Source organism: Dactylosporangium cerinum (assembly GCF_042653625.1).
Taxonomy (GTDB): domain Bacteria; phylum Actinomycetota; class Actinomycetes; order Mycobacteriales; family Micromonosporaceae; genus Dactylosporangium; species Dactylosporangium cerinum.
In genome coordinates, this window is record NZ_JBHSIU010000040.1 from 1 (window position 1) to 25927 (window position 25927).

Consider the following 25927-nt stretch of genomic DNA (forward strand, 5'->3'; position numbering starts at 1 on the left):
AATCTGTCGTACCGGGACGTTGAGGAGCTGCTGGTCGAACGTGGCGTCGAGGTCGACCATGTGACCGTCTACCGGTGGGTGCAGCGGTTCACCCCGCTGCTGGCCGACGTGGCCCGGTTCGCCCGCCATGCGCCCGGCGACAGGTGGTTCGTTGACGAGACGTACATCAAGGTCAACGGAGTCTGGCGGTATGTGTACCGGGCGGTCGACCAGTACGGGCAGATCATCGACGTGCTCGTTTCGGTGCGCCGAGACGCTGACGCGGCGAGGAGGTTCTTCCGCCGTGCGCTGTCCACGCTGAAGGTCAAGCCTGCCGAGGTGGTCACCGACGCCGCCGCGGTCCATCCCGCGGTCCTCGACGAGCTGATCCCGCAGGCGTGGCACCACGTCAAGCAGTACGCCAACAACCCGATCGAGGCCGACCACAGCCAGCTCAAACACCGGCTCAGACCGATGCGTGGGCTACGAACGGACAAGACCGCACAGGTCATCATCACCGGACACGCCTTCATGCAGAACCTACGCCGCGGCCACCACGAACTCGCCATCGACGCCCCGTCGGCAACGCGGGTCGCCGCTGCGCTCACCGAACTCGCCCAAGCGATCTGACCGCCGACCCGATCAAGGTTCAACGCGTCCAACGATCCCATAATGTAACGGTGCCCGCTCAAATATGAGCGTGCGGGTAGTCGGCGGAGCGCCCCTGGAACGAGAGGATCTTGGAGTTCCGGATCACACCGTCGCGGATCTCGATCGCCCGGCGGATCGTCTCATCCTGGTCCCAGGCGTCCGACCCGTCCATCACCGTACGCAGGTACGGGATCAACGCCTCGCTGATCTCCCAGGTCGCGGAGTTCCACAGGTAGGACGGGCTGTGGTCGACCGCGTAGTAGTGGATCCCGTGCCCGACCCCGAACATCGGGTCCGCGAAGGACGTCGGCCGCGCCCATTCAAAGCCCATGCCCTCGTCGCACGACACGTCGACGAACAAGGTGCCTGGGGCGAAAAGGCCCAGTTCGTCGGTCGTGACGAACATCAACGGCGCGTCGGTGTCCTGCAGCACGCAGTTGACGACGATGTCGTAATCGGCGAGGAACTCCGCCAACGGCAGCGGCCTGACACGTTTCATCGCCAGGGTCCGCGGGGAGCCGGGCTCGGTTCGCTCGAAATGGCCCATCCGAACCGAGGGAATAGGTGAGGCCACCGCGGTCGCCTCGCGATGGGTCAGGACGGTGACGTCGGAAACTCCGAGCCCGTTCAGCGCGATCACCGCGCCTCTGGCCGTCGCCCCGAAACTGATCACCGCGGCCCGCAGCCGGCGGCCGTAGTCCCCTGTGCTCCCCAGCAGCTGCAGCGCATGCAGCACCGAGCAGTAGCCGGCGAGCTCGTTGTTCTTGTGGAAGACATGAACACTGAACGCGCCCTCCGCCGTCCAGTGGTTCATCGCCTCCCAAGCGATCATGGTCAGTCGGCGGTCGATGCCCAGCTGGGTGACCGCCTCGTCCTGGACGCAGTGCGGCCAGCCCCAGAGCACCTGCCCGTGCCGCAGCTCGGCGATGTCCTCGTGCGTCGGTTTGGGCAGCAGGATCACGTCGCGCGCGGCGATCAGCTGGTCCCGCGAGCCGATCCCGCCCACCAGCGGCGCGAGCTGCTCGTCGGGCACGCCGAAGCGTTGCCCGTAGCCGTGCTCCAGGAAGATCCGGGACCGTAGGTCGGCGTCGACCCGATCTAGGTGCAGGGGATGGATGGGTAGCCGGTACTCGTGCTCCTTGCGCGACGTGCCGAGGACTCCGAGGCTGAGCCGGTCCATGTGTCTCCCCTTGGTGGTCTCTTCCTCCATAGCACGCGACAGGGCTACGTATCCCGGGCCACGCCTGTTGGCAGCCGACTGCCGCCTGGCCCCGCTGCGGGTACGCCTGGCGGAGTCGTCGTGGTGGACCAGGGCGGTGAGGTGTGCTGCCCGGAGGCTGCTGGCCCGGCTGCTGCCCGAACTGCATCGGCGACTGCATCGCGGCGCCGTCAGTGTGCTGATCGACGTGACACGTACCCCCCGTGAAAATCAGGCGGCCGGCCCCGGCCGATCCGATGGTCCCGTCACCGCCACCACGAGCCTATGCATGGGCCCGAACCTCCGCATCCGAATCGGCTGCGGAGCGGCGGCGAAAGGACGGATGAGTGGATACCACATTCGGGTCACTCTGCCCCGCGGCGCTCAGTCCTGCGATCGGGGAGGGCAGGACTACCGACAACGTGGCACGGAGTGTCGGCCTTCGAGGCTGCGGGCGGCTGCTGGTGGCCCGCGGATGAGGGCACAGGCGACGTGCCGTCGCAGGCGCGCCCGCTTGATTTCCGGAAGCTGTCACTCTGTGGGGCGGGCGCGAGCACGACGTCATCGACGCCGCGGCTACTGTCGTTGCACCGCGGCCTTTCAGCGCAGGGCTGCCGATCAGTCAGCGTCGGCCGTGGCGCTGTCTACAGTGGAGCTTCGTGCCTGAACGGGTAGTTCTTCGCGATACGGGTTTATCGGTGCGAGGTCGGGAGAGTCTGCCCGCCGCGTGACCCGCAGGCAGGCGCTACGCACCCCGACGGGTCAGCGCGAGTGTGAGACGGCGGTTCCGTGGCTGGAGCGCGATCACCACGTAGGGACGACGAGGCGCCATGCGGCAGGGCATTTGATGGAGCTTGAACAACTCAGCGCGCTCGACGCGGCCTTCCTCTGCCTGGAGTCCCGGCAAGCACCGCTGCATCTGGGGGCGCTGGCGATCTTCGGGCCGCAACGCGACATCGCGCCGGATGGGCTGTCCGCGCTGCTCGGCGACCGCGTCGAGCGGGTGCTGTCGCTCCGCCAGCGGGTCCGCATGACCTGGCTGCCACCCGGCGCGATGCGATGGGTCCAGGACGAGTCGTTCGATCTCGCACACCACCTGCACCAGCACACCCTTGACGAGCACAGCGAAGGCGCGTTGGCCGACCTGGCCGGCACCATAATGGCCGTACCACTGAACCAGCGCCGCCCACTGTGGCAACTACACCTCATCACCGGCCTCACCCACGGGCGCTTCGCGGTGCTGGTCAAAGTCCACCACGCCATGGCCGACGGCCTGCGGGCGGTGCAGTTGGGCATCCGCCTGCTGGACCAATGCACCGACGCGCCGCCGACCGCGGCTGCCCCGCCGCACTGGGCTGCCCCGCCGAACCGGGCGGCGTCCGGGCCGTCGTCTCTGCTGGACATCGGGCGAGCCGTCGTTGGCATGGCGATCCACCCGGATCGGACGGTCGCCGGGCTCGCCCGCTACGCCGCGAACATTCCCGGCGCTGTCGCCGAAGCGTTCGGCACCGCGAGCATCGCCGCATCCGTGGTGTCCCACGTCCGGATCGGCACACTGCTGGCACCGGGCATCAGCACGACCGCGCCATCCACCAACCAGCGTCTTGCCCTGCTCAAACTCGACCTCGACACGGTTCGCCAGGTCGGGAAACGTCACGGCGGCACCGACAACGACATCCTGCTGACCGTGATCACCGGCGCGCTGCGCGAATGGCTCACCGGCAAAGACTGCCGCGTCGGGAGCCTCAACGTGCGGGCACTCATCCCGGTCAGCCGCCGCACCCACGGACCACACCGCGGCAACCTGCTCTCCGGCTACTTGTGTGACCTGCCGATCCGGGAACCCAACCCGCTCGCCAGACTCCACAAGATCCGTACCATCATGAACCAGCACAAGGCCGCCGGGTTCACCCACGGCCCAGGCGCATTCCCGATCCTCGCCGACCGGCTGCCCGCCGCAGTGCACCACCTCACCGCATCGCTGACCCGCCACTGCGCCCCACTGCTCTTCGACACCATCGTCACCAACGTGCCCATCCCGACCCGGCCCTGGACCCTGGCCGGCGCCCCACTCCAGGAGGTCTACCCGATCGCGCCGCTGGCGCACGGCCAAGCACTCGGCATCGCCTTGTCCACGTACCAGGGAAGCATCCACGTCGGACTGCGCGCCGACCCACAGATGGTGCCCGACCTGCCCCGACTCGCCGCGGCGGTGCCGGCCGCACTGGCCGCCCTCACCGCTGCCAGCAGCACGGCGCTTTGAACCCGAGCGCACCGCCGCCGAGCAAGCGTCGATGGCGCAGGAGCGTCCATCCCCATCACCCGGCAAGGCAGGCCGCTGAGTCGTACCGGACGGGCTCGAACGCCGCGCCGGCGCGGTCGAGGACCTGGTTGGCGGCGAACACACCAGACGCCACCCGTTCCATCAGCGCGGTCGGAAACGGCCGGCGCACCCAATCCAGGGTTCGGTGAACGGCGATACGCTCAGCCTCCGGCTGCACCGGACGCGGAGCGCAGGGTCAGCCGCAGGATCCGGTCATCGTCGGGCGACGGCCCCTGCTCGTTGCGTCCGTCGCGATTGGACGTGGTGAGCCAGATGCTGCCATCCGGGGCGTTGATCGCGGTGCGGAGCCGGCCGTACTCGGTAACCAGTGCCTCCACGGGGCGTCCGGCGACGCCGGCCCCGGGGCGCCAACGCATGCCGGGTGTGTCGGCCGTGCCGCCTTCGACCAGTCGGCTGTTGACCCCGTGGGCGATCGCCCCATCCAGGGTGACGAGGTAGATGCGCTGTCCGCGCAGGCACGTGACGACCGCGGTCCGGCCCTTGATTGCGACGTCGGCGCTGACGCCGACCTCCGGGTGCCAGGTCACGATCGGGTCGTCGTACTTTGCGTTGCCGCCGATGCCCTCGACCATCGGCCAGCCGTAGTTGCGCCCAGGCTGGACCACGTTCAGTTCGTCCCACACCGCCTCGCCGATCTCGGCGACGAACATGTTGCCGTGGCTGTCCCAGGCCATTCCCTCCGGGTTGCGATGCCCGTAGGACCACACCAGCAAGCCGGGGGACGGGTTGCCCGGGGCGGGCTTGCCGTCCACGGTCATGCGGAGGATCTTTCCGCCGAGGTTGTCCGGGTTTTGTGCGTTCTCGGTCCGCGAGGCGTCGCCGGTGCTCGCGTAGAGGTACCCGTCCGGGCCGAACGCCAGCCGGCCGCCGTTGTGGAGGCCGCCGCCGGGTATGCCGGTGACGATCGGTTGCGGACGTCCACCGAGCCGCAACTTCGCGATCCGGTTGTCCGTCTTGGTGGTGTAGTAGATGAACACGGTCCGGTCCTTGACGAAGGTCGGTGAGGCCGCAATACCCAGCAGGCCACCCTCGTTGTCCGCTCTCGCCTCGGTGATCGTGGCCACCGCCGCCACGGTCAGCTCGCCGGTTGGCGTTCGGCCCGGCCCGACCTTGAGGATCCGCGAGGTCCGCCGCTCGGTCACCAGCGCACCGCCGTCCGGCAGGAACGTAACGCCCCAGGGAATTTCGAGATGCCGCACCAACGTGGTGACCGACACCAACGCATCGCCGCGAGCGGACGGATCAGCCGGTCCGTGGCTGAAGTCGGTGGGATCCTGCCCCGCAGGGGGACGTGGCAAGCCACCGGGAGATGATCGCGGCCCGCCCCCGGGGTCTGGCTCCGGCGTCCGGTCTGATGCGCATCCCCCCAGCAGCCCCAGCAGCAGTACCACGGTAAGCGCCCCACCAACGCACCGGAGCCTAACCGGCCCGCTCACCATCCGCCGCACGGCACCGCGCATTGATGCTTCCACCGCCGCCCTCCAGCCCGACAGCAGATGCCATCCGCTTACACCGTCACGCAAGCCGGGGAGATGCGGCCTCACCCGACTGTCGGGATCAGCATGACAGGGCGAGCAGCCTTGGCCGCCCGGTGCGCTGGTGGTTCGAGCGTCGGGCCGGTCGACCGGTCGGTTGTCACCCTTCGCCTCGCTCGATCGCGCCGGGTGAGCGGCATAGCGTGACCTGCGGTGGCCGACATGGTGGTGATCGGTATAGGCACACCTGCCTCATCCCGGGCGTCCAGATTGCGCAGGCGGCATGGCCGCTGGGCGGAGGCAAAGGCGGTCGCATCGCTCGCGTCGCACCACGAACCGATCATGGGAATGACAGAGAGTGACGCCGGTGGCGGGCGATGGGGAGAGAGGGTTCGGTGATGTTGGCACGCCTGGCGGCCCGGCTGGTGCGGCCGACGCCGCCCACGCTTGGGCTGGGGATCACGGTCGGCGCGCTGCTCGTCATGGTCGAGATGCTGCTGGTCTATCTGCTCGGACACATAGCGTCGCGGGACGCCCTGGAGGTGTTCTTCCTGCTCGGCGTGCTGGCGATCTCCACGATCTGGGGCCTGCGGCTGGCGTTGGCGATGTCGGTCGTGAGCGTCGCGGCCTACAACATCGGCTATGTCCCGCCCGTCCGGGGCCTCGACGTTAAGCAGACCCGGGAGTGGGCGGAACTCGTGGCGTTCCTCGTCGCGGCGGTACTGGCCAGCTTGATGGCCGAGCTGGCCCGCGCTCGAGCAACCGAGTCGGTCGAACGTCGCGAGGAGGCAGACCTCTTTGCCGGGCTGGCCCGCCTGTGTCTGGCAGTGCACGATCTTCGGTCGGTGCTCCCGGAAGCGTCGCGCCGCCTGGCCCAGACGCTGCAGCTGCCGTTCGCGGCGATCGAACGCGACAGCGTCCCAGCCGAGGACCGCCGAACGGCACTCCCGCTGAAGTCCGGCTCGCAGACCGGCACCCTGCTCATCCCTGCCGACCTGCCGGAGCCGATCCTGCGTCGGCTGCGCGAACGGGTCGTGCCCCACCTGGAGATACTGCTGCAGGCCGCGACCGAGCGCGAGGCCATGGCCAACTCCCTGCGCGAGCTCGCGACGGAACAGGAGAGCCTGCGGCGGGTGGCGGTGCTCGTCGCCGACGGCGCGGCCCCGGCCGACGTCGTCGCCGCGGTCGCCGCCGAGACGGCGTCACTGCTGGCGGCGGACGCCACGAGACTGCTACGCCACGAGGCGCCCGGCACGGTCAGCGTCATCGCCGAGTACAGCAAACCCGGCATCGAGCCCCTGCTGGGGCGGCAGTTTGCCGTCGAAGGCGGCATCACGGAGTTGGTGCTGCGCACCTCCCGCCCTGCCCGCGTAGACAGCTACGACGACCGCGGCGGGGCCCTCGCCGATCTGGCCCGCAAAGAAGGGCTCCACTCGTCGGTCGCTGCACCGATCATGGTCGAGGGCCGGGTATGGGGCGCCCTGGCCGTCCTGTGGGCCCGACGCGAACCGGCGCCACCCGATACTGAGCAGCGGCTGGCACAGTTCACCGAACTTGTCGGCACCGCCGTCGCGAACACCGAGAGCCGGGCGGAGCTCAACATGTCGCGTACCCGGATCGTCCTGGCCGCCGATGAGGCCCGCCGCCGTATCGAACGCGACCTGCACGACGGCGTCCAGCAGCGCCTCGTGTCGCTCGGCCTCGAACTCCGCGAGGCCCAGGCACTGCTGCCGGGCGACCCCGACGAGGTCAGGGCGCGGCTCGGCCGGACGACCGAAGGCCTGGCCGATACGTTCAAGGAACTGCAGGAGATCTCCCGCGGCCTCCACCCGGCCATCCTCTCCCAGGGCGGCCTCATGCCCGCGCTGAAGTCGCTCGCCCGCCGCAGCCCCGTCCCGGTCACGATCAACCCAGGCCCCAAACGCCGGCTGCCCAGATCCGTCGAGGTCGCCGCGTACTACGTCGTGTCCGAAGCGCTCACGAACGCGACCAAGCACGCGCACGCCCTCTCGATCGACGTTGACGTCGACATCACCGTCGACAGCGAGACCCAACGGGAGATCCTCACGCTGTCGATCCGCGATGACGGCGGCGGCGGCGCCGACCCGGCCCTCGGCTCGGGGCTCGTGGGTCTCGTCGACCGAGTCGAGGCGCTCGGCGGACACCTGCAGATCTCAAGTCCGGCCGGTCGCGGGACGGCACTGTTCGTCACGCTACCGACCGACATCGGCCGCGGGCCGACTTGACGCTGTGCTGGCAGATGGTGATTGAGTGAGCGGGCGCAGCGGTTCGCGGACAGCGATGCGCTGGAGCAGCGGACGACGGCCTTGTATGTGGCGGTCGCCCATCAACTCGGCTGGTTTCAGTCTTCAGAGCGCCCTTCAGGGCGTCGTCTACGGCCGCTCGCTCCTCCGGCCTGGTCCGGGCAAGCAGCACGATGGAACACCAGCGGCCGCCCGCGTCGGCGGGCGTGCAGTATCGAGCGATCCGCTACACCCAGCGGCTCGCCGAGGCCGGCGCCGTCGCCTCGGTCGGCTCGAAGGGCGACTCGTTCGACAACGCGATGGCCGAGGCGTTCAACTCCCTCTACAAGGCAGAACTCGTCCGCAACAAAGGACCTTGGCGAGGGCTCGACGACCTGGAAATGGCCACCGTCGAGTACATCGACTGGTACAACAACCGCCGGCTGCACGGCGAGCTCGGCCACGTCCCGCCCGCCGGACACGAAGCACTACACGCGATGACCCAGCCGGTCGCCGCACCCCTGGAAACCAGCCAACCAACTCTCCATCAAACCCGGGGCTTGACAGACAGACCTTCGCCGACACCGCCGAGATTGCCTACGCCGTGGACACCGCAACGACCCAGCTCAACACCCACGCCAAACCTTGGATCTGGGGACGACCGGCACCACCCACCCGCACACTCCGCCGCAAGTTCGTGTACTGCCTTTGAGGAACTGAGCACTAAGCGGGCTGCCCGGGCGCCGCGACTGGTTATGCCAACCTGCGTCAAACCAGAGACTGACCTTCCACCTCAAACACAGGATCCGCGCCGACCTGCCCGCCACCGCCCGCATCGTCACCGACGAACACGACAGGTTGCACGCCTTCACCGGGGCTTCGCCCCTGATCTTGGACGCGTGATTATCCGCTGACTTGTGGCGACGGTTGTCGCCGCGGCGGCTGTCGGCCTTCCGGTGGCGGTGGGGGCGAACAGCGGCAACGCCATCACCGACTGGAACCTCGGCGACAACTGGATCGCTGACAGCGGCGCCGACGCCATCCGTACCGAGAACACCGCAGGCTGGACCATCGAACGTAACTACGTCTACGGCGTCAGCGGCACCGGCATCAACGCCGACCGGCTCTTCGCCACCAGCATGGCTGTGCGCCCCACACTGGAACCCAAAAGGGGTCAAATTTCAAAAATCGGCGACAGGATGATCGCCCGGGTCGGTAAGCAGTACCCGGCCGTCCAGCAAGTCATTGCGGCTGCGGACCACCTCATCCCCGAGGCAGCGCTGGCGGTGTACGGATGACAGCGCTCCATCAGGCGGTGTGTGCACGTCCCGGGCGGGTCCGTGTCATGGCCCGTGCCTCGGTCCGGGACGGGCGGTCGGGCAGCGGTGCCAGCCCCTCTACCGCCGAGGGCGAGCCGCTGCCCTGCGGGGTAGGTCCACCACGCAGCGGCCGCGGACCTGTGCGCGGCCCGCCGGCTGGCCAAGGTCGCACCGGTCGCCGTCCAGGTCGAACACCGCGACCTGGGCGACTACGACCGCATGTTCGGCGTCACCGTCGACGGCAACGAGGTGGCGTGATGCCGGCCAAGAGCACCACTACGCGGAACGTGACCGCGGAACTGGCGTTCCTGACCAGGGCGTTGAAGGCACCGTCCCTCGCCGCAGCGGTCGAGCGGCTCGCTGAACGGGCCCGGACCGAGTCATGGACGCATGAGGAGTTCCTCGCCGCCTGCCTGCAACGCGAGGTCGCAGCCCGCGAAGCGCACGGCGGCGACGGACGCATCCGCGCCGCCCGGTTCCCCGCCCGCAAAACCCTCGAAGACTTCGACTTCGAGCACCAAACGCTCCCTCAAACGCGACACGATCGCGCACCTGGGCACCCTGGACTTCGTCACCGGCAGAGACAACGTCGTGTTCCTCGGCCCGCCCGGCACCGGCAAAACCCACCTGTCCATCGGCCTGGGTATCCGGGCCTGCCAAGCCGGGCACCGCGTCGCGTTCGCCACCGCCGCGCAATGGGTGTCCCGCCTCGCCGACGCCCACCACGCCGGGAAACTGCAGGACGAGCTGGTGAAACTCGGCCGGATTCCGCTGCTGATCATCGATGAAGTCGGCTACATCCCGTTCGAAGCCGAAGCCGCGAACCTGTTCTTCCAACTCGTCTCCAGCCGCTACGAACGCGCCAGCCTCATCGTCACCAGCAACAAGCCCTTCGGCCGCTGGGGCGAAGTCTTCGGCGACGACGTCGTCGCCGCAGCCATGAGTGCGGGGTGGCGACCAATGGCGACCGAATCCGTCATTGGATCAAGGGCCGGGGCGAAAGATCGCCGTCCGGGACGTGGTACTTGCCGGAGCAGGCTTTGGTGAAGCACGTGTAGTAGCGGTACCGCTTGGTGTGTCCGTTGGCCGAGGTGCCGATGCCGGTTGCCGCATTCCGGGCAGGCGATCATGCCGGTGAGGTAGTAGCCGCTGTTGGACATGGCCCGCTGGCCTGTGAGAGCCGAGAGGTGAGGCCCCTCCCGGCTACTTGACCTTGTGGCCCGTGGTGATCTCCTCGCGCTCTTCGAGTTCGCGCCGGGCCGACTTCGGCGGGGCGGCCTTCTCGATCGGGAACCAGAAGCCCCTCACCGGCGGGGCGAGCGCGCCGACGCGGTTCATCTTCTTCGGCACTACCCAGTCGGCGTACTCTGGGCCGTGCTCCTCCTCGGCGCCCCGCCCATCGCCGGCCACCGGGAGCGGCTGGTGGATCTCAACGAAGCGGCCGTCCGGCAGGCGCTGGATGATGCCGGTCTCGATGCCGTGGACCAGCACCTCGCGATCGTGCTGCTGCAGGCCCAGCGCGATCCGGTACGCCAGGTAGTAGGCCAGCGGCGGCAGGATCAGGATGCCGATACGCCCCGCCCAGACGATCGCGTTGAGGCTGATGTTGAACTTGTCGGCCACCACGTCGTTGCCGCCGGAGACCAGCAGGACCATGTAGAAGGTGATGGCCATGGCCCCGAGCGCGGTGCGGGACGGGTTGTCCCGCGGGCGCTGCAGCAGGTTGTGGACAGCCTTGTCCTTCGAGAACCGCTGCTCGATGAACGGATACAACATCGGCAACATCGACAGGAGACCGGGCAGCACAACCGTGGGCCAGAAGATCGGCGGGAGGGTGTAGCCGTTACCGAACAAGTGGAACCGAATCTCCCACGCCGGGAAGAGACGGGCCGCGCCGTCGAGGAACATGACGTACCAGTCGGGCTGGCTCGCCGCCGAGACCACTGCTGCCTTGTACGGGCCGAACAGCCAGATCGGGTTGATCTGGAAGAAGCCGGCCAGCGCGGCCATCACGGCGAACACGATCATGAAGAAGCCGCCGGCCTTGGCCGCGAAGCCGGGGACCATGCGCACGCCGACCACGTTGTTGTTGGTCCGGCCGGGGCCGGGCCACTGCGTGTGCTTCTGCTTCACCAGCAGGCCCATGTGCACGCTGATGAGCGCGAGCAGCGCGCCGGGGACCAGCAGCACATGCACGATGTAGAGCCGGTCGAGGATCACCTCACCCGGGAACTCGCCCCCGAACAGCGAGGTGGTCACCCAGGTGCCGACGATCGGGATGGACAGCATGATCGCGCTCGCGATGCGCAGGCCGGTGCCGGACAGCGCGTCGTCGGGCAGCGAGTAACCGGCGAAGCCCTCCAGGAAGGCCATCCAGAACAGCAACATGCCGACGATCCAGTTGGCCTCGCGCGGCTTGCGGAACGCGCCGGTGAAGAAGATCCGGAACATGTGCACCACGATCGCGGCCACGAACAGCAGCGCGGCCCAGTGGTGCATCTGCCGCATGAACAGGCCGCCGCGCACGTCGAATGAGATCTGCAGCGTGCTGTTGTACGCCTGGGACATCTCCACACCGCGCAGTGGCGTGTAGCTGCCGTCGTAGACGACCTCGCGCATCGACGGGTCGAAGAACAGCCCGAGGAAGGTACCGCTGAGCAGCAGCACGATGAACGAGTAGAGCGCGATCTCGCCCAGCAGGAACGACCAGTGGTCGGGGAATACCTTGTTGAGCAGGCGCCGCAGCGGCGTTGCCGCCTGGAAGCGCTCGTCGAGCGCCCCGGCGGACTTGGCCGGCAGGGCCCGGACGTCGGTTTTGCGCCGTTTCATGACCGCTCCCGGAGGGCTGGTCTAACCGCAACTTTTGTAGTCCCTTTCGGGGCTTGCGTACGCTCCAGCGGACTGGGGACGTGAGCCTCGCCTGAGCATGGCCACTGGCGGTGACGCCGGCATCAAACCCCGAGGACGCCGGACTGCTTGAGCAGCCACAATGCCGCAATCGCCATGACAAACCACACCAGTAGCCGCCACCCGGCGGTGTTCAATATTCCCGCTTGCCGGGCTGCGATCGCTCCTGCGTCGGGCCTTGGGGGTTCGTTTTGGGGCTGGTGCGGGTCTACCACGGCGCACCTCCCGTGATCGAAATGCGACCCCGGCTACATACATTCTACGAGGTCGGCCGCGTCAGCGCGATCACGGCCGCCCACGCCGCAATCGACGCGCTGCTGGTCGCGCGGCCGCCACAGCCCGGTCATGTGGGCAACCTTGCCTTCTTCGAGCGAGCCGACCGCATGTGGATGGCTTGTCTGCTCAGGGTGTTGGACTGGACGTTGAGCCCAGGTCTCGATCGGGTGACCAGGTCTATGGGGCACGGCGGGCCGGTTCGAGTCATCGCCGATGCCGGACTGTGGCGGCGTGACAGCCTGACCGTCACGCCGCCACGGAGCGGTTTCAGATCTGGTTCTCGCCGCCGTCGATGTACAGGTTGGCACCGATGATGTAGCTGCTGTCGGCGGAGGCAAGGAAGGCCACGGCGGCGGCGACCTCCTTCGGGCGTCCCATCCGGCCCATCGCGACCCCGGCGGCCAGGTTCGCCTTGGTAGCGGCCGCGTACTGCTCGCCGACGAGTTCCGTGATCCCGGAAGTGTCGATCGGGCCCGGTGAGATCGCGTTGACGCGGATGCCCCGGCCCTTGAGCTCGTTGGCCCAGGTTCGCGCGAAAGACCGTACGGCAGCCTTGGACGCCGAGTACGCACCGAAGGCCGGTGCGCCGTGCTCGGCGGCGGTGGAGGCGTTCAGGATCACCGAGGCGCCCTCGTTGAGCAGCGGCAGGGCCTTCTGCACGGTGGTGAGCGTGCCCTTGACGTTGACGTCGAAGATCCGGTTGTAGTCCTCCTCGGTGGTCTGCTCCAGCGTCGCGAACGAGGCGGTGGCCGCGTTGGCGAACAGCACGTCCAGGCCCTGGCCGCGGTCGCGGACCGCGGCGTACAGCCGGTCCAGGTCGGCCGGGTCCGTGATGTCACCCGGCACCGCGGTGGCCGCTGAACCGATGGACGCGACAGCCTCGTCTTAGGGCAGTGATACCTGTGGACGTTCTCCGGCAAATAGACCACCGATCAGCGGGGTGCTCAGCCGGACATCTGGGCGAGCACCCCGCTGGCTCGTGACTACTTGGCCATGATCGGTAGGGTCTCCTTCGACCGCGCGACGCCGGGAATGGTGTTCGTGCGGGTTGCTGTCACTTGCACGGACAGGCGGTGGCCGACGTCGGCGGCCTGGAGGGTGTACCGCTGTCCAGTCGTGCCGGCGATCGGCGTGCCGTCGCGCAGCCATTGGTAGGAGAACGTGAGGTCACACTGGTCCCACTCGCCCGGGGTGGCCGTGAGGACCTTGCCGACCTTGGGCGCTCCGCCCACCTCCGGGCGTTGCAGTGCGATGGGTGCCGGCGCCAATGCCGGCGCCTGGAGGACACCCACATCGCTCGTGTTGGCGGCCAGGTCGGTGGCCCGGTAGCGGACGACGTGCGCTGCGGGGTCGAGCACCACGGGTGACTGGTAGGTCTGCCACGGCCCGTCGTCCACCTGGTATTCGGTGCGGGCCACGCCGGAGGCGGCGTCGCTGCCGGTGATGGTGACGGTCCGAGACGTTGAGGGCGCCGACAGGGTCGCGGTGACGGTCGGTGCGACCGGGTCGACCTTGACGGTCAGGGACCACGGGTCGCTCCACCACAGGTTGACGCCCTGTGCCCGGTAGTCGATGTGGTGGGTGTCGGCTGTCAGCGTGACCGGTTCCCGGTACGGGAACCAGCCTTGCCCGTCGATCTGGTACTCGATCAGCCGCACGCCCGGGCCGGCAGTGAGGGTCAGGGCGGCGCCGGCGCCGTACCAGCCGTCGGTGCCCGGGTTGGAGACGGTGGCCTGCGGCTGGCCACCCTCGTAGTGCAGTGGAGTGACGCTGGTCAGGGTCGGGACCACCGCCCGGATCGTGCCGTCGGCGTTGAAGTAGAGGCGGTCGATGGTGGTTTCCCGGTGGGTGCCGTCGCCGCCCGGGATCGCGAAGCGGTGGTAGGTGATGTACCAGTCGTCGGTGCCTGGGACCTGGATGATGGAGTGGTGCCCGGTGCCGAGGATGCCCTGGCTGGTGTCCTTGGTGAGGATTTCGCCCTTGCTGGTGAACGGTCCGAGCGGGCTGGTGCCGATGCCGTAGCCGACGCGGTAGTTCTCGCTGCGGGTGTCGTCGATGGACCAGGACAGGTAGTAGCTGTCGTTGCGCTTGTGCATGAACAGGCCCTCGCGGAAGCCGGTGAGGTTGGTGAGCTGCACCCGTTTGGTCACGTCGTAGGAGATCATGTCGGCGTTGAGCGGGACGGCGTAGGCGTTGCCGTTGCCCCAGTAGAGGTAGCTGGTGCCGTCGTCGTCGGTGAAGACCGCAGGGTCGATCTGCTGGGCGCCGTTGTAGTCGGCCTTGTTCACCAGCGGTTTGCCGAGCGGGTCGACGAACGGCCCGAGCGGCGAGTCCGACACGGCGACGCCGATGCTCTGCGCTGCGCAGAAGTAGAAGTAGTATTTTCCGTTCTTCTCGACGGCGGTCGGGGCCCAGGCGTTGCTGTCCGCCCAGGCGATGTCTGGTCCGAGATCCAGGATCGTGCTGTGTTCGGTCCAGTCGACGAGGTTCTTGCTCGACCACACCTTGAACGTCGAACTGCTCCAACCCGGGTAGCCGTCGGTAGTGGCGTAGATGTAGTAGGTGTCGCCGAACCGGACGATGTTCGGGTCGGCGTTGAATCCGGGCAGGACGGGGGACCGCATGTCCACGGCCCGCACGGTCCACGCGCGGGTCGCGCCGGCCTGGCTGGTGACGGTCACCGTGACCGGCGACGAGTAGTCCCGCGGTCCGGCCGGTGTGATCGTGGAGGTCGGCGCGCTCACGAACGCCGGGTCGAGATTGCGTAGATCGGTGCCCGGCTTGACCGGCAGGGTGATGGTGCTCGTCGCCGAGTCGATCAGGGCGGGGACCTTCAGGCTGGCCAGCTGTACGGCGGTGACGCCGGTGGCGTTCGAGCCGAGTGCGGCGACCTCGGCGTCGGTGAACGCCCGGCCGTAGATGGAGAAGTCACGGACCTTGCCCTTGAGGTACTTGTCGGCGGCGTAGAGGGACCGGCCGATGTAGTTGGCCGTGGTACGACCGTTGCCGATGTCGCCGGGCCGGTTGACCACACCCGTCTTCTCGGCCACCCGAACCCCGTCCAGGTAGATCCGGGCGGTGCCGGCGGAGTCGAGGGTGTAGGTCAGCGTCTTCCACACCCCGCGGGGCACGGCGCTGGAGCTGCCGGCGGTCTCCTCGCCGGTCCAGTTCTTCACGCTGATGGAGCTGCGGTAGTTGTTGCCGGTGGTGAAGAGATAGCCGTTGCCGGCGCCGCCGGCGTCGGTGTTGCCCAGACCCCAGATGAAGTACGGCGTGGCCTGGTCCGCAGCGATGTTCACGTCCAACGAGACGGTGATCTCGGTGAGCCCGGACATGATGTTGTCGGGGAGCCGGACGTGGCCGTTGCCGCCGCCGAGGGACAGGGTGCCGTCGCTCCAACTGGCGTCCCCGGAGAGGGTGCCGTGGTAGCCGTTGCCGGAGTCGTCGGTGACCGTGGCGCCGCTGCCCTGGTTGAGAGGGTAGTGGGCGACCAGGCCCTGTTCGGTGCGCTTCGCCGGCGGCGGCGCGTCGATGAGGGCGTCGAGTTCCCGCTGGGTGACCGGGATGACCGTGCCGTGGCGTGGGCTGGCGGGCAGGCTGTACGACGCCGGGACGCGCCAGTTCGGGTTGGCGAGGTCATCGGTGCCGAGCGGGATGTAGCCGCGGCCGCCGTACTCGTCGACGAAGAGGTAGTACGCCGAGCCCGAGGTGTCGCCCGGGTTCGCCTTGAACACGGTCGGCCCCTCGACGGCGGAGGTGCCCGCGTCGCGGCCGATGCACGAGTCGACCATGGACCATGAGGGCTTGCCCGGCAGGTCGACGGCGGTCAGCGACGGGGACTTCTCCTGGATGATGTCCGAGCAGCCGGTGCCGCCGCCGCCCTCGTCCTTGGTGAAGCGGTAGTAGGTGTCGCCGGCCTTGATGACCGTCGAGTCGATGCGTGACGCGCCCGGGTCCTGCCAGATCGTCGGCTCGGTGAAGGTGACGAAGTCGCGGGTGGTCGCGGCGAGCATCCGGTTGTAGGTGCCGCCGGTGTGGTTCGGGTCGTCGGCGGCGTACAGCTTCGAGGCCCAGAACACGAGGTACTCGCCGCGGACGTCGTCCCAGTAGGCCTCGGGCGCCCAGGTGTTGCCGGCGCTCGGCGGCGAGATCTGGACGTGCCGCTGCGCGGACCAGTTCACCAGGTCGGTCGACTCCCAGACCTCCAGGTATCGGCTGCCCTGGCGCTGGGCGAGATCCCAGTCGCCGTTGCGACCGATGGAGAGGTCGGTGGCGATCAGGTAGAACCGGTCGCCCTGCGGGGACCGGATGAGGAACGGGTCGCGCAGTCCCAGGGTCCCGTACGTCGACTCCAGTTTCGGTTGGCCGCCGTTGACCTCGGTCCAGCGCAAGGCGTTGTTGCCGCGGCTGGCCGCGAAGTAGATCTTCTCCCCGGCGATCGAGTTCCCGGTGAAGTAGCTGAAGGCGTAGCCGGCGTACGGGGCAGGAGCGGGCAGTTCGCGGACGGTGAGTTCGACGGCCCGTTCGGCACTCGCCGTGCCGATGGTGACGGTGCCGGTCACCGTCACCTGCACGTCGCCGTCGCCGTGTGCCGGGCGGTGCACGACACCGTCCGGCGCGACGATCGCCGGCTGGGCGGAACGCCAGGTCACGGTGGCGCCGTACAGTCCGGTGGCGGGCACGGTGAGGTTGCCCCGGACGTCGTCGGCGTGCACCAGGGACAGCGCGGCCGCCGCCGCGTCGGCCTTGCTCTGGTCCGACTCGTCGGGCAGCACGGTGGCGGTGAACGCCTTGGTGTCTGTCGCGGAGCCCCGGGTGAGCGTGGCGGTCAGGGTCACCTGGGCCGGCCCGGCGGACGGGGTCGGGCGCTTCACCGTGCCGGTCGGGCTGATCGTCGCAGGGTCGTTGGAGGACCAGGCGATCGTCGAGCCGTACGCGCCGGTGGTGGGCAGGGTCAGGTTGCCGGTCACCTTCGACAGATCGCCGAGGTCGAGGCCGGCGGCGTCGGCGGCCACCCGCTGGGTGTCCGGCAGCGCGATCGCCGACACTTCCGCAGGGCTGAGCGTCCGGTTGTACACCCGGAAGTTCAGCACTTTGCCCTTGAGGAACCGGTCGGCGGCGTAGTTGGACTTGCCGAGGTTGTTGTTGATCGTCGTGCCGTTGCCGACGGCGCTGGGCAGCACCGTGACGGCGGTGTTCTGAGCGACCTGGACGCCGTCTTCGTACAGGGTGCCGGTGGTGCCGGTCTGGGTGTACGTGACCGACTTCCACACGCCCCGGGCCAGGTTCCCGCCCTTGCCGGTCACCTTCTCGCCGGCCCAGTTGGTCGTGGTGATGCCGGCGCGGAACGCGTCACCACTGGTGAACAGGTAGCCGGTGCCGGAGGAGGAGGTCGCCGAGTTGCCCAGCCCCCAGATGAAGTACGGGGTCTGCTGCGCCGGATCCACGTAGACGTCGACGGAGACGGTGATGGACGACAGCCCGGCCATGAGGTTGTTCGGCAGCTTCACGGAGTCGTCGACGCCGTCGAGCGCGAGGCCGTTCGCGCCGGTCCACGTGCCGCCGCCGTTCAGCGTGGCGTTGTTGCCGTTGCCGGAGCTGTCGATCACCGTGGTGCCGGATGTCTGGGTCAGGTCGTAGCGCAGCAGCAGGCCACTGGTGACGTCCGTGGCAGCGGCCGGTCCGGCGGGCACGAGCCCGGAGAGCAGGGCGAGCAGCGCGCCCGCGGCGAGCGTGCGGGCGCGGAGGCGGGACGGTGTGGGGGCGAAGGATGGTTGCTGACGCTGTGGGAACGCTTGTCGCATGGCGGGTTCCTCAAAGGGACGCGAATGTGAGCGTTAACAGACCCGTATTGTCAACGCCACAAACAAGCCGGTCAAGAGCATCTGGTCCGCCATTCCAGCAAGAAATGTGTCCGCTCACATGCTTGCACGACGGTGGCGCATCGCTGACGAAGCAGGCGCCGCGAGAAGCCGCGACCCTCCTCGGCGTGGGCCGCGCGGTCGGCTATCGCCTGGCCGCCACCCTGGTCGGGCACGGCATGGTCATCGACGGCACACCCGCCAACTGCGACGCACAGCCCGGCGGCGTGGTTACAGGGTGAAGACGCGGACCGGCGACCGTCCGAGGCGATGATCCGCAGACTGCTGCAAGCCATCGACCCGGATCTGCTCGCCGCGGCGATCGAAACATGGCTCGGCACAAGGATTCCCACACCAGCGCCCGGATCCAGGCGGGCGATCGCCGTGGACGGCAAGACCCTGCGCGACTCACGCACCCGTGACAGCACCGCCCGGCACGTCCTAGCCGCCGCCGACCAACACACCGGCATCGTCCTGGCCAGCACCGACGTCGACACACCTGGCCGACTGGATCCGCGGACACTGGTCCATCGAGAACAAGGTCCATTGGGTCCGTGACGTCACCTACGACGAAGACCGGTCCCAAATCCGCACCGGCACCGGCCCGCCGGTCATGGCCGCCATCCGCAACACCGCCATCGGCGTCCTCCGCCTCGCCGGCGCCACCAACATCGCCGCCGCCAACCGCCACCACGCCCGCAACGCCAACCGGCCACTGGCCCTACTCGGCATCACCTAACGACTTTGCCGAGGCCCTGCCCTGGAGACCCAGGCCGCATAACGCAGTCCTCCACGATTCCAGGGGATTGACACTTCTTTGGATCCGCTGTATTCGACGATGATCCGCTGTCCGTTCATCGCGACCTCCTTGGTCTCCGGACTCAGCGTCGACCGGTCGGAACCGACGGGCAGAGGGAGCTGGCATCGGCCGCGCGGAACTTGGCCAAGTTGCTGACGTAGCCGTTCCTCTACCCGGATGAGGAGCCCGAACAGGTTGCAGGCCTCGGCCGGATCACGGTCGGCGAACCACTCGATCACGGCCTGTTGGTCGGGTGCTCGACCCCCGTTACTTGGCTCGGTGGCTACCGACGCGACTGCTCCGGGTACGCGTCGAAGCCACGACGGCGTCCGGCGCTTGGCGGATCTTGGGGCGGGCGATTGGCACCACGGGTGACGTTTGAGCGGGCTGTCCGATGGTAGGTCGGCGGCTGCGCCCCGGTCAGATCGTGGTCATCGACTGCGAAGGCGACCCACAACAATTCGAGAAAGCCACGTTGCTGTTCCGCACCGCCGAGAAGCTCAACATGCATGCCTGAACAGACCCAACCGACCGCAGCAGCATTCGACCACGCGATTCTGGCGGAACAGACGTAGTAGCCCATTCCGGCGCGGTACGCCTCGATCGGCGGCCATCCGGGAGGATTCCGCGTCCGTCAAGAACGTCAAACACGCCGTCATGGACGGCGTGGCCGGTGTTCAGTGCACACAAATAACCTGCGAGGCGATTTCCTTCCCCGGCATTACCCGGGTCAGGTGTACGGGATCGCCGTCCGACCTTTCAGTCGTTCAGCCTCTCAGCTCAACTGGGTTACCAGTTTCGCTCTCCCGCTCGTCTCGCAGGCCAACGTTCACGTTACGCCGGAACCCGGCCGGTGCGGGGTGAGAACTCGGGGGAGTCTCCCCCGTCTACTCCCAGTCTGGTCCAGCTCAGCGTTCCGGTGCCGGTGGTGGAGGCCGACGGCCGCGCGTCAACGCCGTCTCAGTCAGGCCCCTGCGCCGAACCATTGCTGGCTGGTGTCCTCGCCGTCGATGCCCCGGTGCAGCATGCTTCGGTGTGCGCTGTGCAAGGCCCGATCACCGGTCGGGCGGGGTGACCAGCGGATGGAAGAGCGCGTCCTGCGCGGCAAGGCTGGCCATGTCTCGCCGGTACCCTTCGGCCGACAGGTAACCAGCAAGCAGCCACACGGTGAGTACGGCCTCGACGCACTCGCCGTCCGAGTCAGCCCGACCGATCGCCTCAGAGATAGCCCACGAGTCCGCCGGTCGCGGCGAAGCCGGCTGTGCTCCGGTCGCATCCCGGCTTCGGCACCTGGCAACCCATGCGCTGGCGGATGACACGACCGCGACTGCCACCAGCACGATCAAGAAGACGGCGAACACCATTTCCGATCACCTCGCCAGCGTCTGGGCTCACGTCCAACTCTGGCCCGGCCAGTCTGCGGGGGCAAGGGCTGAAGTAAGGAGATGAGTTGGCCGCCTACCTTCCACCCGACCGCGAGGTGCCGATCCGCGACGCCGAGCGCCGGGTCTGACGGGGCGGCGCCGCCAATCCGGCCGGTACGGGGTTGTGGTCCGGGTCCGCCGTGCCGTAAACGTGGCGTGGCCGGTGCTGGTGAGCTGGAGGAGCGATGACGGTGGACGGCGACGTGGAAGGGCTGGGGCTCGCGGAGGCTATTGGCGTGCTGCGTGACGAGCTGCTGCGGGCGCGGGCGGCGGGCGCCGGATCCGGCATACAGCTGCCGGTGGAGTCGATGACCGTGGAGCTGACGGTTCTGTTCGGCGGCCCGGTCGACCGCGACGGACGGCCGGTACGGATTCCACAGTCCGGCGACGAGCTGAAGGGGTAGGCCGCCGGTGGGCGTACCGCTGACGGCCCGGCTGGTCGAGGTGATCGCCGACCTGGGCGGCGCGGCGGCCAGCGGGCGGTACCGGTACGGCTCCGGCCGCATCGTGGCGGGCCGCACCGTGCTGACCGCCGCACACGTGGTCGCTGGCGCGGCCGCGGTCTGGGTCCGCGACCCCGACAAGCGCCGCTACGCCGCGTCCGTCGACGACCGGTTCGTCGGCGACGTCGACGGCCCCGGACCGGACCTGGCCATGCTCGAGGTTCCCAGGCTGGACGCCCCGCGATGGCCGCTCGGCCTGGCGCGGGTGGACCGCGACAGCGACGCGCCGGCGGTGGTGGAGCGCTGCCACGCGCTCGGCTTCCCCTGGTTCGCCGACGTGCCTGGCCCGCAGGCGGTCCGCGACAGCGTCGACGCGACGGGCGCCGTGCCCGCGCTATCGAAGCTCGCCCGCGGCCTGCTCAGCCTCGTGGTGTCGATCGCGCCCCGGCCGCTGCCGCCAGACGCCGCCGGGCTGGAGCGGTCCGAGTTGGTCCGGCATGTCGGGCGCGCCGGTGTCGCCGACGGCCGGCTGCTCGGGGTCGTGACCGAGCACGGGCTGCGGGAGGGCCCGTCGGCCCTCACCGTGGTCCCGCTGACCGCCCTAGAGGCGCATCCGGACCAACCGGGCTGGGGCGCCGGCGTCGCCGACCCGGCCGCCTGGTGGCACGGCTCGGCGTCGGCGGGCCGCGCGAACTGGCCGTGCTGCCGGCAGCCGCGGCAGCGGGCGAGGCCCCGTACTGGGCGGCGGTCGGCGACCTTGGCCGGGCGTTGCACGCGCGGATGCCGCTGCTGCTGGGCCGGGAGCGCGAGCTGGCGGAGCTCGCCGCCTTCGCGACCGGCACCGCCGGCTACCGGTGGCTCGCCGGCGGGGCGTACACGGGCAAGACGGCGCTGCTGTTCGAGGCGGTGACCGCTGGCCTGCCGCCAGGGGTCGACGCCGTGTGCTTCTTCCTGTCCCGCCGGGCGTCGGACGCCGACAGCGCCCGGTTCCTGGCGGCGGTGGTGCCGCAGCTGGCCGCGCTGTGCGGCACCGCCCAGCCGGCGGCGAACCGGTGCGAGTTCGCGGCCCTGTGGCAGGCCGCCGCTGCCCGGGCCGAGCGGCTCGACCGGCACCTGTTGCTCGTCGTCGACGGCCTCGACGAAGACCTGCAGCCGCCGGGCTTGCCGAGCGTCGCCGCCGTCCTCCCGACGCTGGCCGGCGGCCGGGCGCACGTGCTGGTGTCCAGCCGTCCGCACCCGCAACTGCCCGTCGACGTCGCCTCCGGGCATCCGCTGCGGGTCGCCGACCCGGTCGCCGTGAGGGCGTTCTCCGGCGCTGCGCACCTGGCCGATCTCGCCCGGCAGGAGATCGACCTCGCGGTCCGCGGGCCGGTCGGCGACCTCGCGGCCGAGCTGTTCGGCCTGCTGACGGTGGCGGCGGGCGCCCTGACGCCGGCCGACCTCGCCGACCTGACCGGCCCGCCCGGCGGACCGACCGCGGTACCAGTTCGCGCACGCGTCGCTGCTGGAGTACGCGCAGGCTCACCCAGTCCTGGCCGACCCGGCCCACCGGCGGCGCATCGACGACTGGGCCGACGGTTGGCGCCGGGCGGGGTGGCCGACCGACACGCCCCGGTACCTGCTGGACAGCTACCCGGCCACGCTCACTGACCGCCCCGAGCGGCTGACCGCGCTGGCGGCCGACCCCGGCTGGGCCGAGGCGGCGATCGTCGCCGTCGGCGTGGACCGTGTCCTAGCCGAGATGGACCGGGCCGCGGCCGCCGCGCCGGGCGACGTCGCGGTCGGCTCGCTGCGCGCGGCCGTGGCCGGCCAGGCCCACCGCCTGCGGACGGGCGCAGTCACGCGGCCCGGGTACGTCACCCGCCAGCTACTGGCCCAGACGATGGAGCTCGGTGCCGCGGACCTTGCCAGGGCACTCCGGGCCCGGCTGCCCGCCGCAGCCACCCTCGTGCCGACGTGGACCAACCGGCGCGCAAGCCACCACGCCCTCGTCGCCGAACTCGGCCGCCACAAGCACGCGGTGCGCGCGATGGTGCCGCTCGCCGACGGGCGGGTGGTCTCCACCGATTCGAGCCGGGCGCTGGTGTGGGACCCGGCCCGGCCGGGGGCGGAGCCCTTCGCGCTGTCCGGCGCGTACTCGCTGGCGGTGCTGGCGGACGGGCGGCTGGCGATGGGGGCTTCGGGGCCGTCTTCCTCTGGGACCCGGCGCGGCCCGGGGACCCCACGCAGCGCCTGAGCGACGGTCGACCCCACGAGCACATGGGCGCGGTGCTGGCGGCGCTGCCCGACGGGCGGCTGGCGGTCGGCCGGCAACTGTCCGGGGTGATCCAGATTTGGCACCCCGATCGTCCCCGCGAGGAACCGCAGACCGTCGGTCACCACCCCGGTGGGGTTGGGGCGATCGCCGCCCTCTTCGCCGATCGGCTCGTGACGGCCTCCTACGTCCAGTACCTCAACGTCGACGACCCACGGGTTCGGGTGTGGGACCTGGGCGCCCCGGGCACCGATCCGAAGGAGCTGGGGGCCGCTGGGTTACGCCCAGGCCATCGCGGTGCTCGCGGACGGGCGTGTCGTCGTCGTCGGCCATCTCGGTATCGGGCTCTGGGACCCGGCCGACCCCGGGTCGCCCGGCTGGGGCCGCAAAGCCAGAGCGGGGGCGCTCGGCGTGCTGCCCGACGGGCGGGTGGTCAGCGGCGACCATGACGGCCGGTTGTTGCTGTGGGATGCGCGCCGGCCCGAGGCCGAGCCCGAGGAGATCGGCCAGCAGCCGGGCGGCGTCGGAGGCGTGGCGGTGCTGCCCGACGGGCGGGTGGTCAGCGGCGGCCACGACGGCCGAGTCCTTCTGTGGGATCCGACGCGCCAAGGCCCCGCGCGGCCGGACCGCGACCGCGACGACATGCTGGCACGGGCGATTGCGGTGCTGCCCGACGGGCGTGTGGTCGCGGCGGGAGAGAACGGCCGCGTGCAGGTATGGGACCCGGCCCGTCCCGAAGCCGCCCCGCTGGACGTTCGCCTTGCCCGGTCGAGGCAGATTGGGGCGCTGGCCGCCCTTCCGGAGGGCCGGGTCGTGCCGTTCATGGAGACTGAATACGTGGACGGGTTCCCGGGTTGGGTGCTGGTTTGGGACCCCGCCCACCTCGACATCTACGAGCCGGTGGTGGTTGAGCCGGTGGGTAAGCAGACCGCGGAGGCTCCTCGCGTCGCGATGCTGCCGGATGGCGGCGTGGTCGTCGTCGACGGAAAGGACGGGGCGCGGTCCGACGTCACCGTATGGCGGTTCAACGGGGCCGACGTCGTCGCTCACACCGTCGGCAATGTGGTCGACCCGGGGGCAGTAGCGGCCCTGCCGGACGGTCGCGTGGTCACCGACGGCGACTGCCGGGTGCTCGTGTGGGACCCGGCCCGGCCCGGCGAAGACCCCCGTGAGATCGGGCGCGCGCCGGAGGGCCTTGCCGCGGTCGCGGCGCTGCCGGACGGGCGGGTCGTCGCCGTCGGGCGCCGAGAGTGCGGCCTGATGGTGTGGGACCCCGACCGGCCTGCGGCCGGCCCAGCCGGGGCCGGCACGCCGGGGCGCGGGCGGCGGCCGTGCTGGCCGACGGGCGCCTCGTCACCGGCGGCGACGCCGAGCTCCTGGTGTGGGACCCAGCGACGTGGACTGTCGCGGACCGCATCGCCTGTGACGTGACCGCCCTCGCCGTGCGTGGCCCCGGGGTCGTGGTCGCCCACGCCAGCGGCGGCCTCACGCTGTTCACCCCGGCGTAGCGCCGCCGCTGGCGGTCACGGTCAGGGCAGCAGTGCGCGGTCGGCGGCCAGCCGGGCGAGGCGCTCGGCGAAGATGAGCGGCGCCGCGAGTGACTCGCCGGGCGGCAGGTCTGCGAAGCTCGCCACGCATCCATCCGCGCTTCGATTGACACGCGACGCCCCGCCAGCGGAGGCGATGGCAAAACGTCCACAGTGGACGGACAAGCCGTTGATTTCCGGCATAATCGGGCTCGCCAAAAACAAGCCGTTCAAGGCTCGGACCAGGAACGTCTGACTTCTTATCTACGGATCAGAAGGTTGGGGGTTCGAGTCCCTTCGGGCGCGCAATATCAAGAGGCGGTTGACCTGCGGAAAACGTAGATCAACCGCCTCTGCTCGTTCGTCCATTGTGGACCTGATGTGTTCCGAAAGTGATCGGCTGTTTCGGAAGGGTCCAGACCGGTCGGCGTCGGCTTGTGCTGCTCCGTGCCGATCGGTCTGGACCTTGGGCGGTGTCCCGCCCACCGAGTTGGTCGTGGGCAGCGCCGTGTCGGCATCTGACGGCCATCGGATTCGGCCCTGCGGTGAAGATCATTCGCCGGCGGTTCGCGGGGTGCTCCACACGGCCGATCGACGTCCCAACGGTCCTTGAGGACGAGGTATTGCGCCCCGATCGAGCCGTCCTCCTCGAAACCTGGTCGCCGCGTCCGTCGCCGTGGCGGGTCGCCGCCGTCTCGGTCTACTTCCTGCTGCAGGACGACCCCCAGTTCCCGCTCCGGGTCGACTCGCGGTACGGGCGGGCTCCTCGCGAGTGCGGTGGGCTGGGCACGTTTGCGCGGGCACAGTGCCAGTTGGTCGCCTCGCTGCGCGAACGGGCCAGCTGCCTCAGGCCGAGCAGCACCTGCGGGTCGAGCAGGCACGGCTGACGGAACGCACGCGCATCGCGCGGGAGATGCACGACGTGCTCGCCCACCGCTTGTCGCTCGTCAGCCAGCACGCGGGTGGCGATGGCGGCCGGGGCCATCCGGTCGAACGCGCACGAGGCGCTGGAGGAACTGCGCGTGGTCACCGGGGTGCTGCGTGCGGATGGCTACGGCGTGCCCGAGGGTCGGGAGCGTCCGCAACCCGACCTTGCCGACTTCCCGGAGCTCATGGTGATCGCCCGCGCGGCCGGCTCACCGGTGCATCGCGAATCGTTCCGCACCCGCCGCGACGGGAACCCGGCTGTGTTGATCGGGCACCTATACTCGGCGCATGCCGGCGCCGG

The 25927-nt window shown here is 69.6% G+C and carries 20 protein-coding genes and 3 pseudogenes; 14 read left to right on the top strand and 9 right to left on the bottom strand.

Going from position 1 to position 25927, the window contains the following annotated elements; translation table 11 throughout:
• Positions 1-609, top strand: a 609-nt coding sequence (locus tag ACFPIJ_RS28900; protein WP_380119367.1) for an IS6 family transposase, incomplete at its 5' end; no start/stop codon positions are given.
• Between the two features lie 58 nt (positions 610-667).
• On the opposite strand, the gene ACFPIJ_RS28905 is transcribed toward ACFPIJ_RS28900, so the two are convergent.
• Positions 668-1810 (bottom strand): N(5)-(carboxyethyl)ornithine synthase, encoded by a 1143-nt coding sequence (locus tag ACFPIJ_RS28905; RefSeq protein ID WP_380119369.1) that lies wholly within the window; start codon positions 1808-1810, stop codon positions 668-670.
• Between the two features lie 865 nt (positions 1811-2675).
• Between ACFPIJ_RS28905 and ACFPIJ_RS28910 the strand changes: the two genes are divergently transcribed.
• The gene (locus ACFPIJ_RS28910) at positions 2676-4091 is read left to right on the top strand and encodes a wax ester/triacylglycerol synthase family O-acyltransferase (RefSeq protein WP_380119371.1); all 1416 of its coding nucleotides are present in this window, start codon (positions 2676-2678) and stop codon (positions 4089-4091) included.
• Between the two features lie 55 nt (positions 4092-4146).
• Here the strand turns inward: ACFPIJ_RS28910 and ACFPIJ_RS28915 are convergent, their stop codons facing one another.
• Both ACFPIJ_RS28915 and ACFPIJ_RS28920 read right to left on the bottom strand, forming a co-directional pair.
• The gene (locus tag ACFPIJ_RS28915; RefSeq protein WP_380119373.1) at positions 4147-4281 is read right to left on the bottom strand and encodes a hypothetical protein; all 135 of its coding nucleotides are present in this window, start codon (positions 4279-4281) and stop codon (positions 4147-4149) included.
• Between the two features lie 31 nt (positions 4282-4312).
• Positions 4313-5632 (bottom strand): PQQ-dependent sugar dehydrogenase, encoded by a 1320-nt coding sequence (locus tag ACFPIJ_RS28920; RefSeq protein WP_380119375.1) that lies wholly within the window; start codon positions 5630-5632, stop codon positions 4313-4315.
• Positions 5633-6045: 413 nt separating this feature from the next.
• Between ACFPIJ_RS28920 and ACFPIJ_RS28925 the strand changes: the two genes are divergently transcribed.
• The 4 genes and pseudogenes from ACFPIJ_RS28925 to istB form a co-directional block, all read left to right on the top strand.
• The gene (locus ACFPIJ_RS28925) at positions 6046-7893 is read left to right on the top strand and encodes a sensor histidine kinase (protein WP_380119377.1); all 1848 of its coding nucleotides are present in this window, start codon (positions 6046-6048) and stop codon (positions 7891-7893) included.
• Positions 7894-8114: 221 nt separating this feature from the next.
• Positions 8115-8375: pseudogene (locus ACFPIJ_RS28930) on the top strand (integrase core domain-containing protein); the annotation flags it as partial.
• A 432-nt stretch (positions 8376-8807) separates the two neighbouring features.
• Positions 8808-9188, top strand: coding sequence for a hypothetical protein (locus ACFPIJ_RS28935; RefSeq protein ID WP_380119379.1), 381 nt, complete (start codon positions 8808-8810; stop codon positions 9186-9188).
• Positions 9189-9466: 278 nt separating this feature from the next.
• Positions 9467-10151, top strand: a pseudogene (gene istB, locus ACFPIJ_RS28940) (IS21-like element helper ATPase IstB); the annotation flags it as partial.
• A 261-nt stretch (positions 10152-10412) separates the two neighbouring features.
• On the opposite strand, the gene qcrB reads toward istB, so the two are convergent.
• The 3 genes from qcrB to ACFPIJ_RS28955 all read right to left on the bottom strand — a co-directional run bounded on the left by qcrB (position 10413) and on the right by ACFPIJ_RS28955 (position 18196).
• The gene (qcrB, locus tag ACFPIJ_RS28945) at positions 10413-12038 is read right to left on the bottom strand and encodes a cytochrome bc1 complex cytochrome b subunit (protein WP_380119381.1); all 1626 of its coding nucleotides are present in this window, start codon (positions 12036-12038) and stop codon (positions 10413-10415) included.
• A 621-nt stretch (positions 12039-12659) separates the two neighbouring features.
• Positions 12660-13259 (bottom strand): SDR family NAD(P)-dependent oxidoreductase, encoded by a 600-nt coding sequence (locus ACFPIJ_RS28950; RefSeq protein ID WP_380119404.1) that lies wholly within the window; start codon positions 13257-13259, stop codon positions 12660-12662.
• Positions 13260-13375: 116 nt separating this feature from the next.
• Entirely contained in the window at positions 13376-18196 is a 4821-nt protein-coding gene (locus tag ACFPIJ_RS28955; RefSeq protein WP_380119383.1) for a family 43 glycosylhydrolase, read from the bottom strand.
• Between the two features lie 122 nt (positions 18197-18318).
• Between ACFPIJ_RS28955 and ACFPIJ_RS28960 the strand changes: the two genes are divergently transcribed.
• From ACFPIJ_RS28960 to ACFPIJ_RS28970, 3 genes are read left to right on the top strand one after another with little or no spacing between them, the layout of a single operon-like run.
• The gene (locus ACFPIJ_RS28960; protein WP_380119385.1) at positions 18319-18495 is read left to right on the top strand and encodes a hypothetical protein; all 177 of its coding nucleotides are present in this window, start codon (positions 18319-18321) and stop codon (positions 18493-18495) included.
• Between the two features lie 28 nt (positions 18496-18523).
• Positions 18524-18811: a hypothetical protein gene (locus tag ACFPIJ_RS28965; RefSeq protein ID WP_380119387.1), complete on the top strand. Its 288-nt coding sequence runs from the start codon at positions 18524-18526 to the stop codon at positions 18809-18811.
• A 55-nt stretch (positions 18812-18866) separates the two neighbouring features.
• Positions 18867-18992 (top strand): hypothetical protein, encoded by a 126-nt coding sequence (locus ACFPIJ_RS28970; RefSeq protein ID WP_380119389.1) that lies wholly within the window; start codon positions 18867-18869, stop codon positions 18990-18992.
• Here the strand turns inward: ACFPIJ_RS28970 and ACFPIJ_RS28975 are convergent.
• The 3 genes from ACFPIJ_RS28975 to ACFPIJ_RS28985 form a co-directional block, all read right to left on the bottom strand.
• Entirely contained in the window at positions 18989-19291 is a 303-nt protein-coding gene (locus ACFPIJ_RS28975) for a hypothetical protein (protein ID WP_380119391.1), read from the bottom strand. The genes ACFPIJ_RS28970 and ACFPIJ_RS28975 overlap by 4 nt on opposite strands.
• Positions 19292-19335: 44 nt before the next feature.
• Complete coding sequence (locus tag ACFPIJ_RS28980) at positions 19336-19635, bottom strand: hypothetical protein (protein WP_380119393.1); 300 nt, start codon at positions 19633-19635, stop codon at positions 19336-19338.
• 472 nt (positions 19636-20107) lie between these two features.
• Positions 20108-20416, bottom strand: a complete 309-nt coding sequence (locus tag ACFPIJ_RS28985; protein ID WP_380119394.1) for a hypothetical protein — start codon at positions 20414-20416, stop codon at positions 20108-20110.
• A 245-nt stretch (positions 20417-20661) separates the two neighbouring features.
• Here ACFPIJ_RS28985 and ACFPIJ_RS28990 point away from each other — a divergent pair, with 245 nt between their 5' ends.
• The 5 genes and pseudogenes from ACFPIJ_RS28990 to ACFPIJ_RS29010 all read left to right on the top strand — a co-directional run.
• The gene (locus ACFPIJ_RS28990; protein WP_380119396.1) at positions 20662-20880 is read left to right on the top strand and encodes a trypco2 family protein; all 219 of its coding nucleotides are present in this window, start codon (positions 20662-20664) and stop codon (positions 20878-20880) included.
• Positions 20881-20887: 7 nt separating this feature from the next.
• The gene (locus ACFPIJ_RS28995) at positions 20888-21829 is read left to right on the top strand and encodes a trypsin-like peptidase domain-containing protein (protein WP_380119398.1); all 942 of its coding nucleotides are present in this window, start codon (positions 20888-20890) and stop codon (positions 21827-21829) included.
• A gap of 810 nt (positions 21830-22639) precedes the next feature.
• Entirely contained in the window at positions 22640-23155 is a 516-nt protein-coding gene (locus tag ACFPIJ_RS29000; RefSeq protein ID WP_380119400.1) for a hypothetical protein, read from the top strand.
• Positions 23156-23470: 315 nt separating this feature from the next.
• A complete protein-coding gene (locus ACFPIJ_RS29005) occupies positions 23471-24604 on the top strand; it encodes a WD40 repeat domain-containing protein (protein WP_380119402.1) in 1134 nt (377 codons plus the stop codon).
• Between the two features lie 880 nt (positions 24605-25484).
• A pseudogene (locus ACFPIJ_RS29010) lies at positions 25485-25927 on the top strand (histidine kinase); the annotation flags it as partial.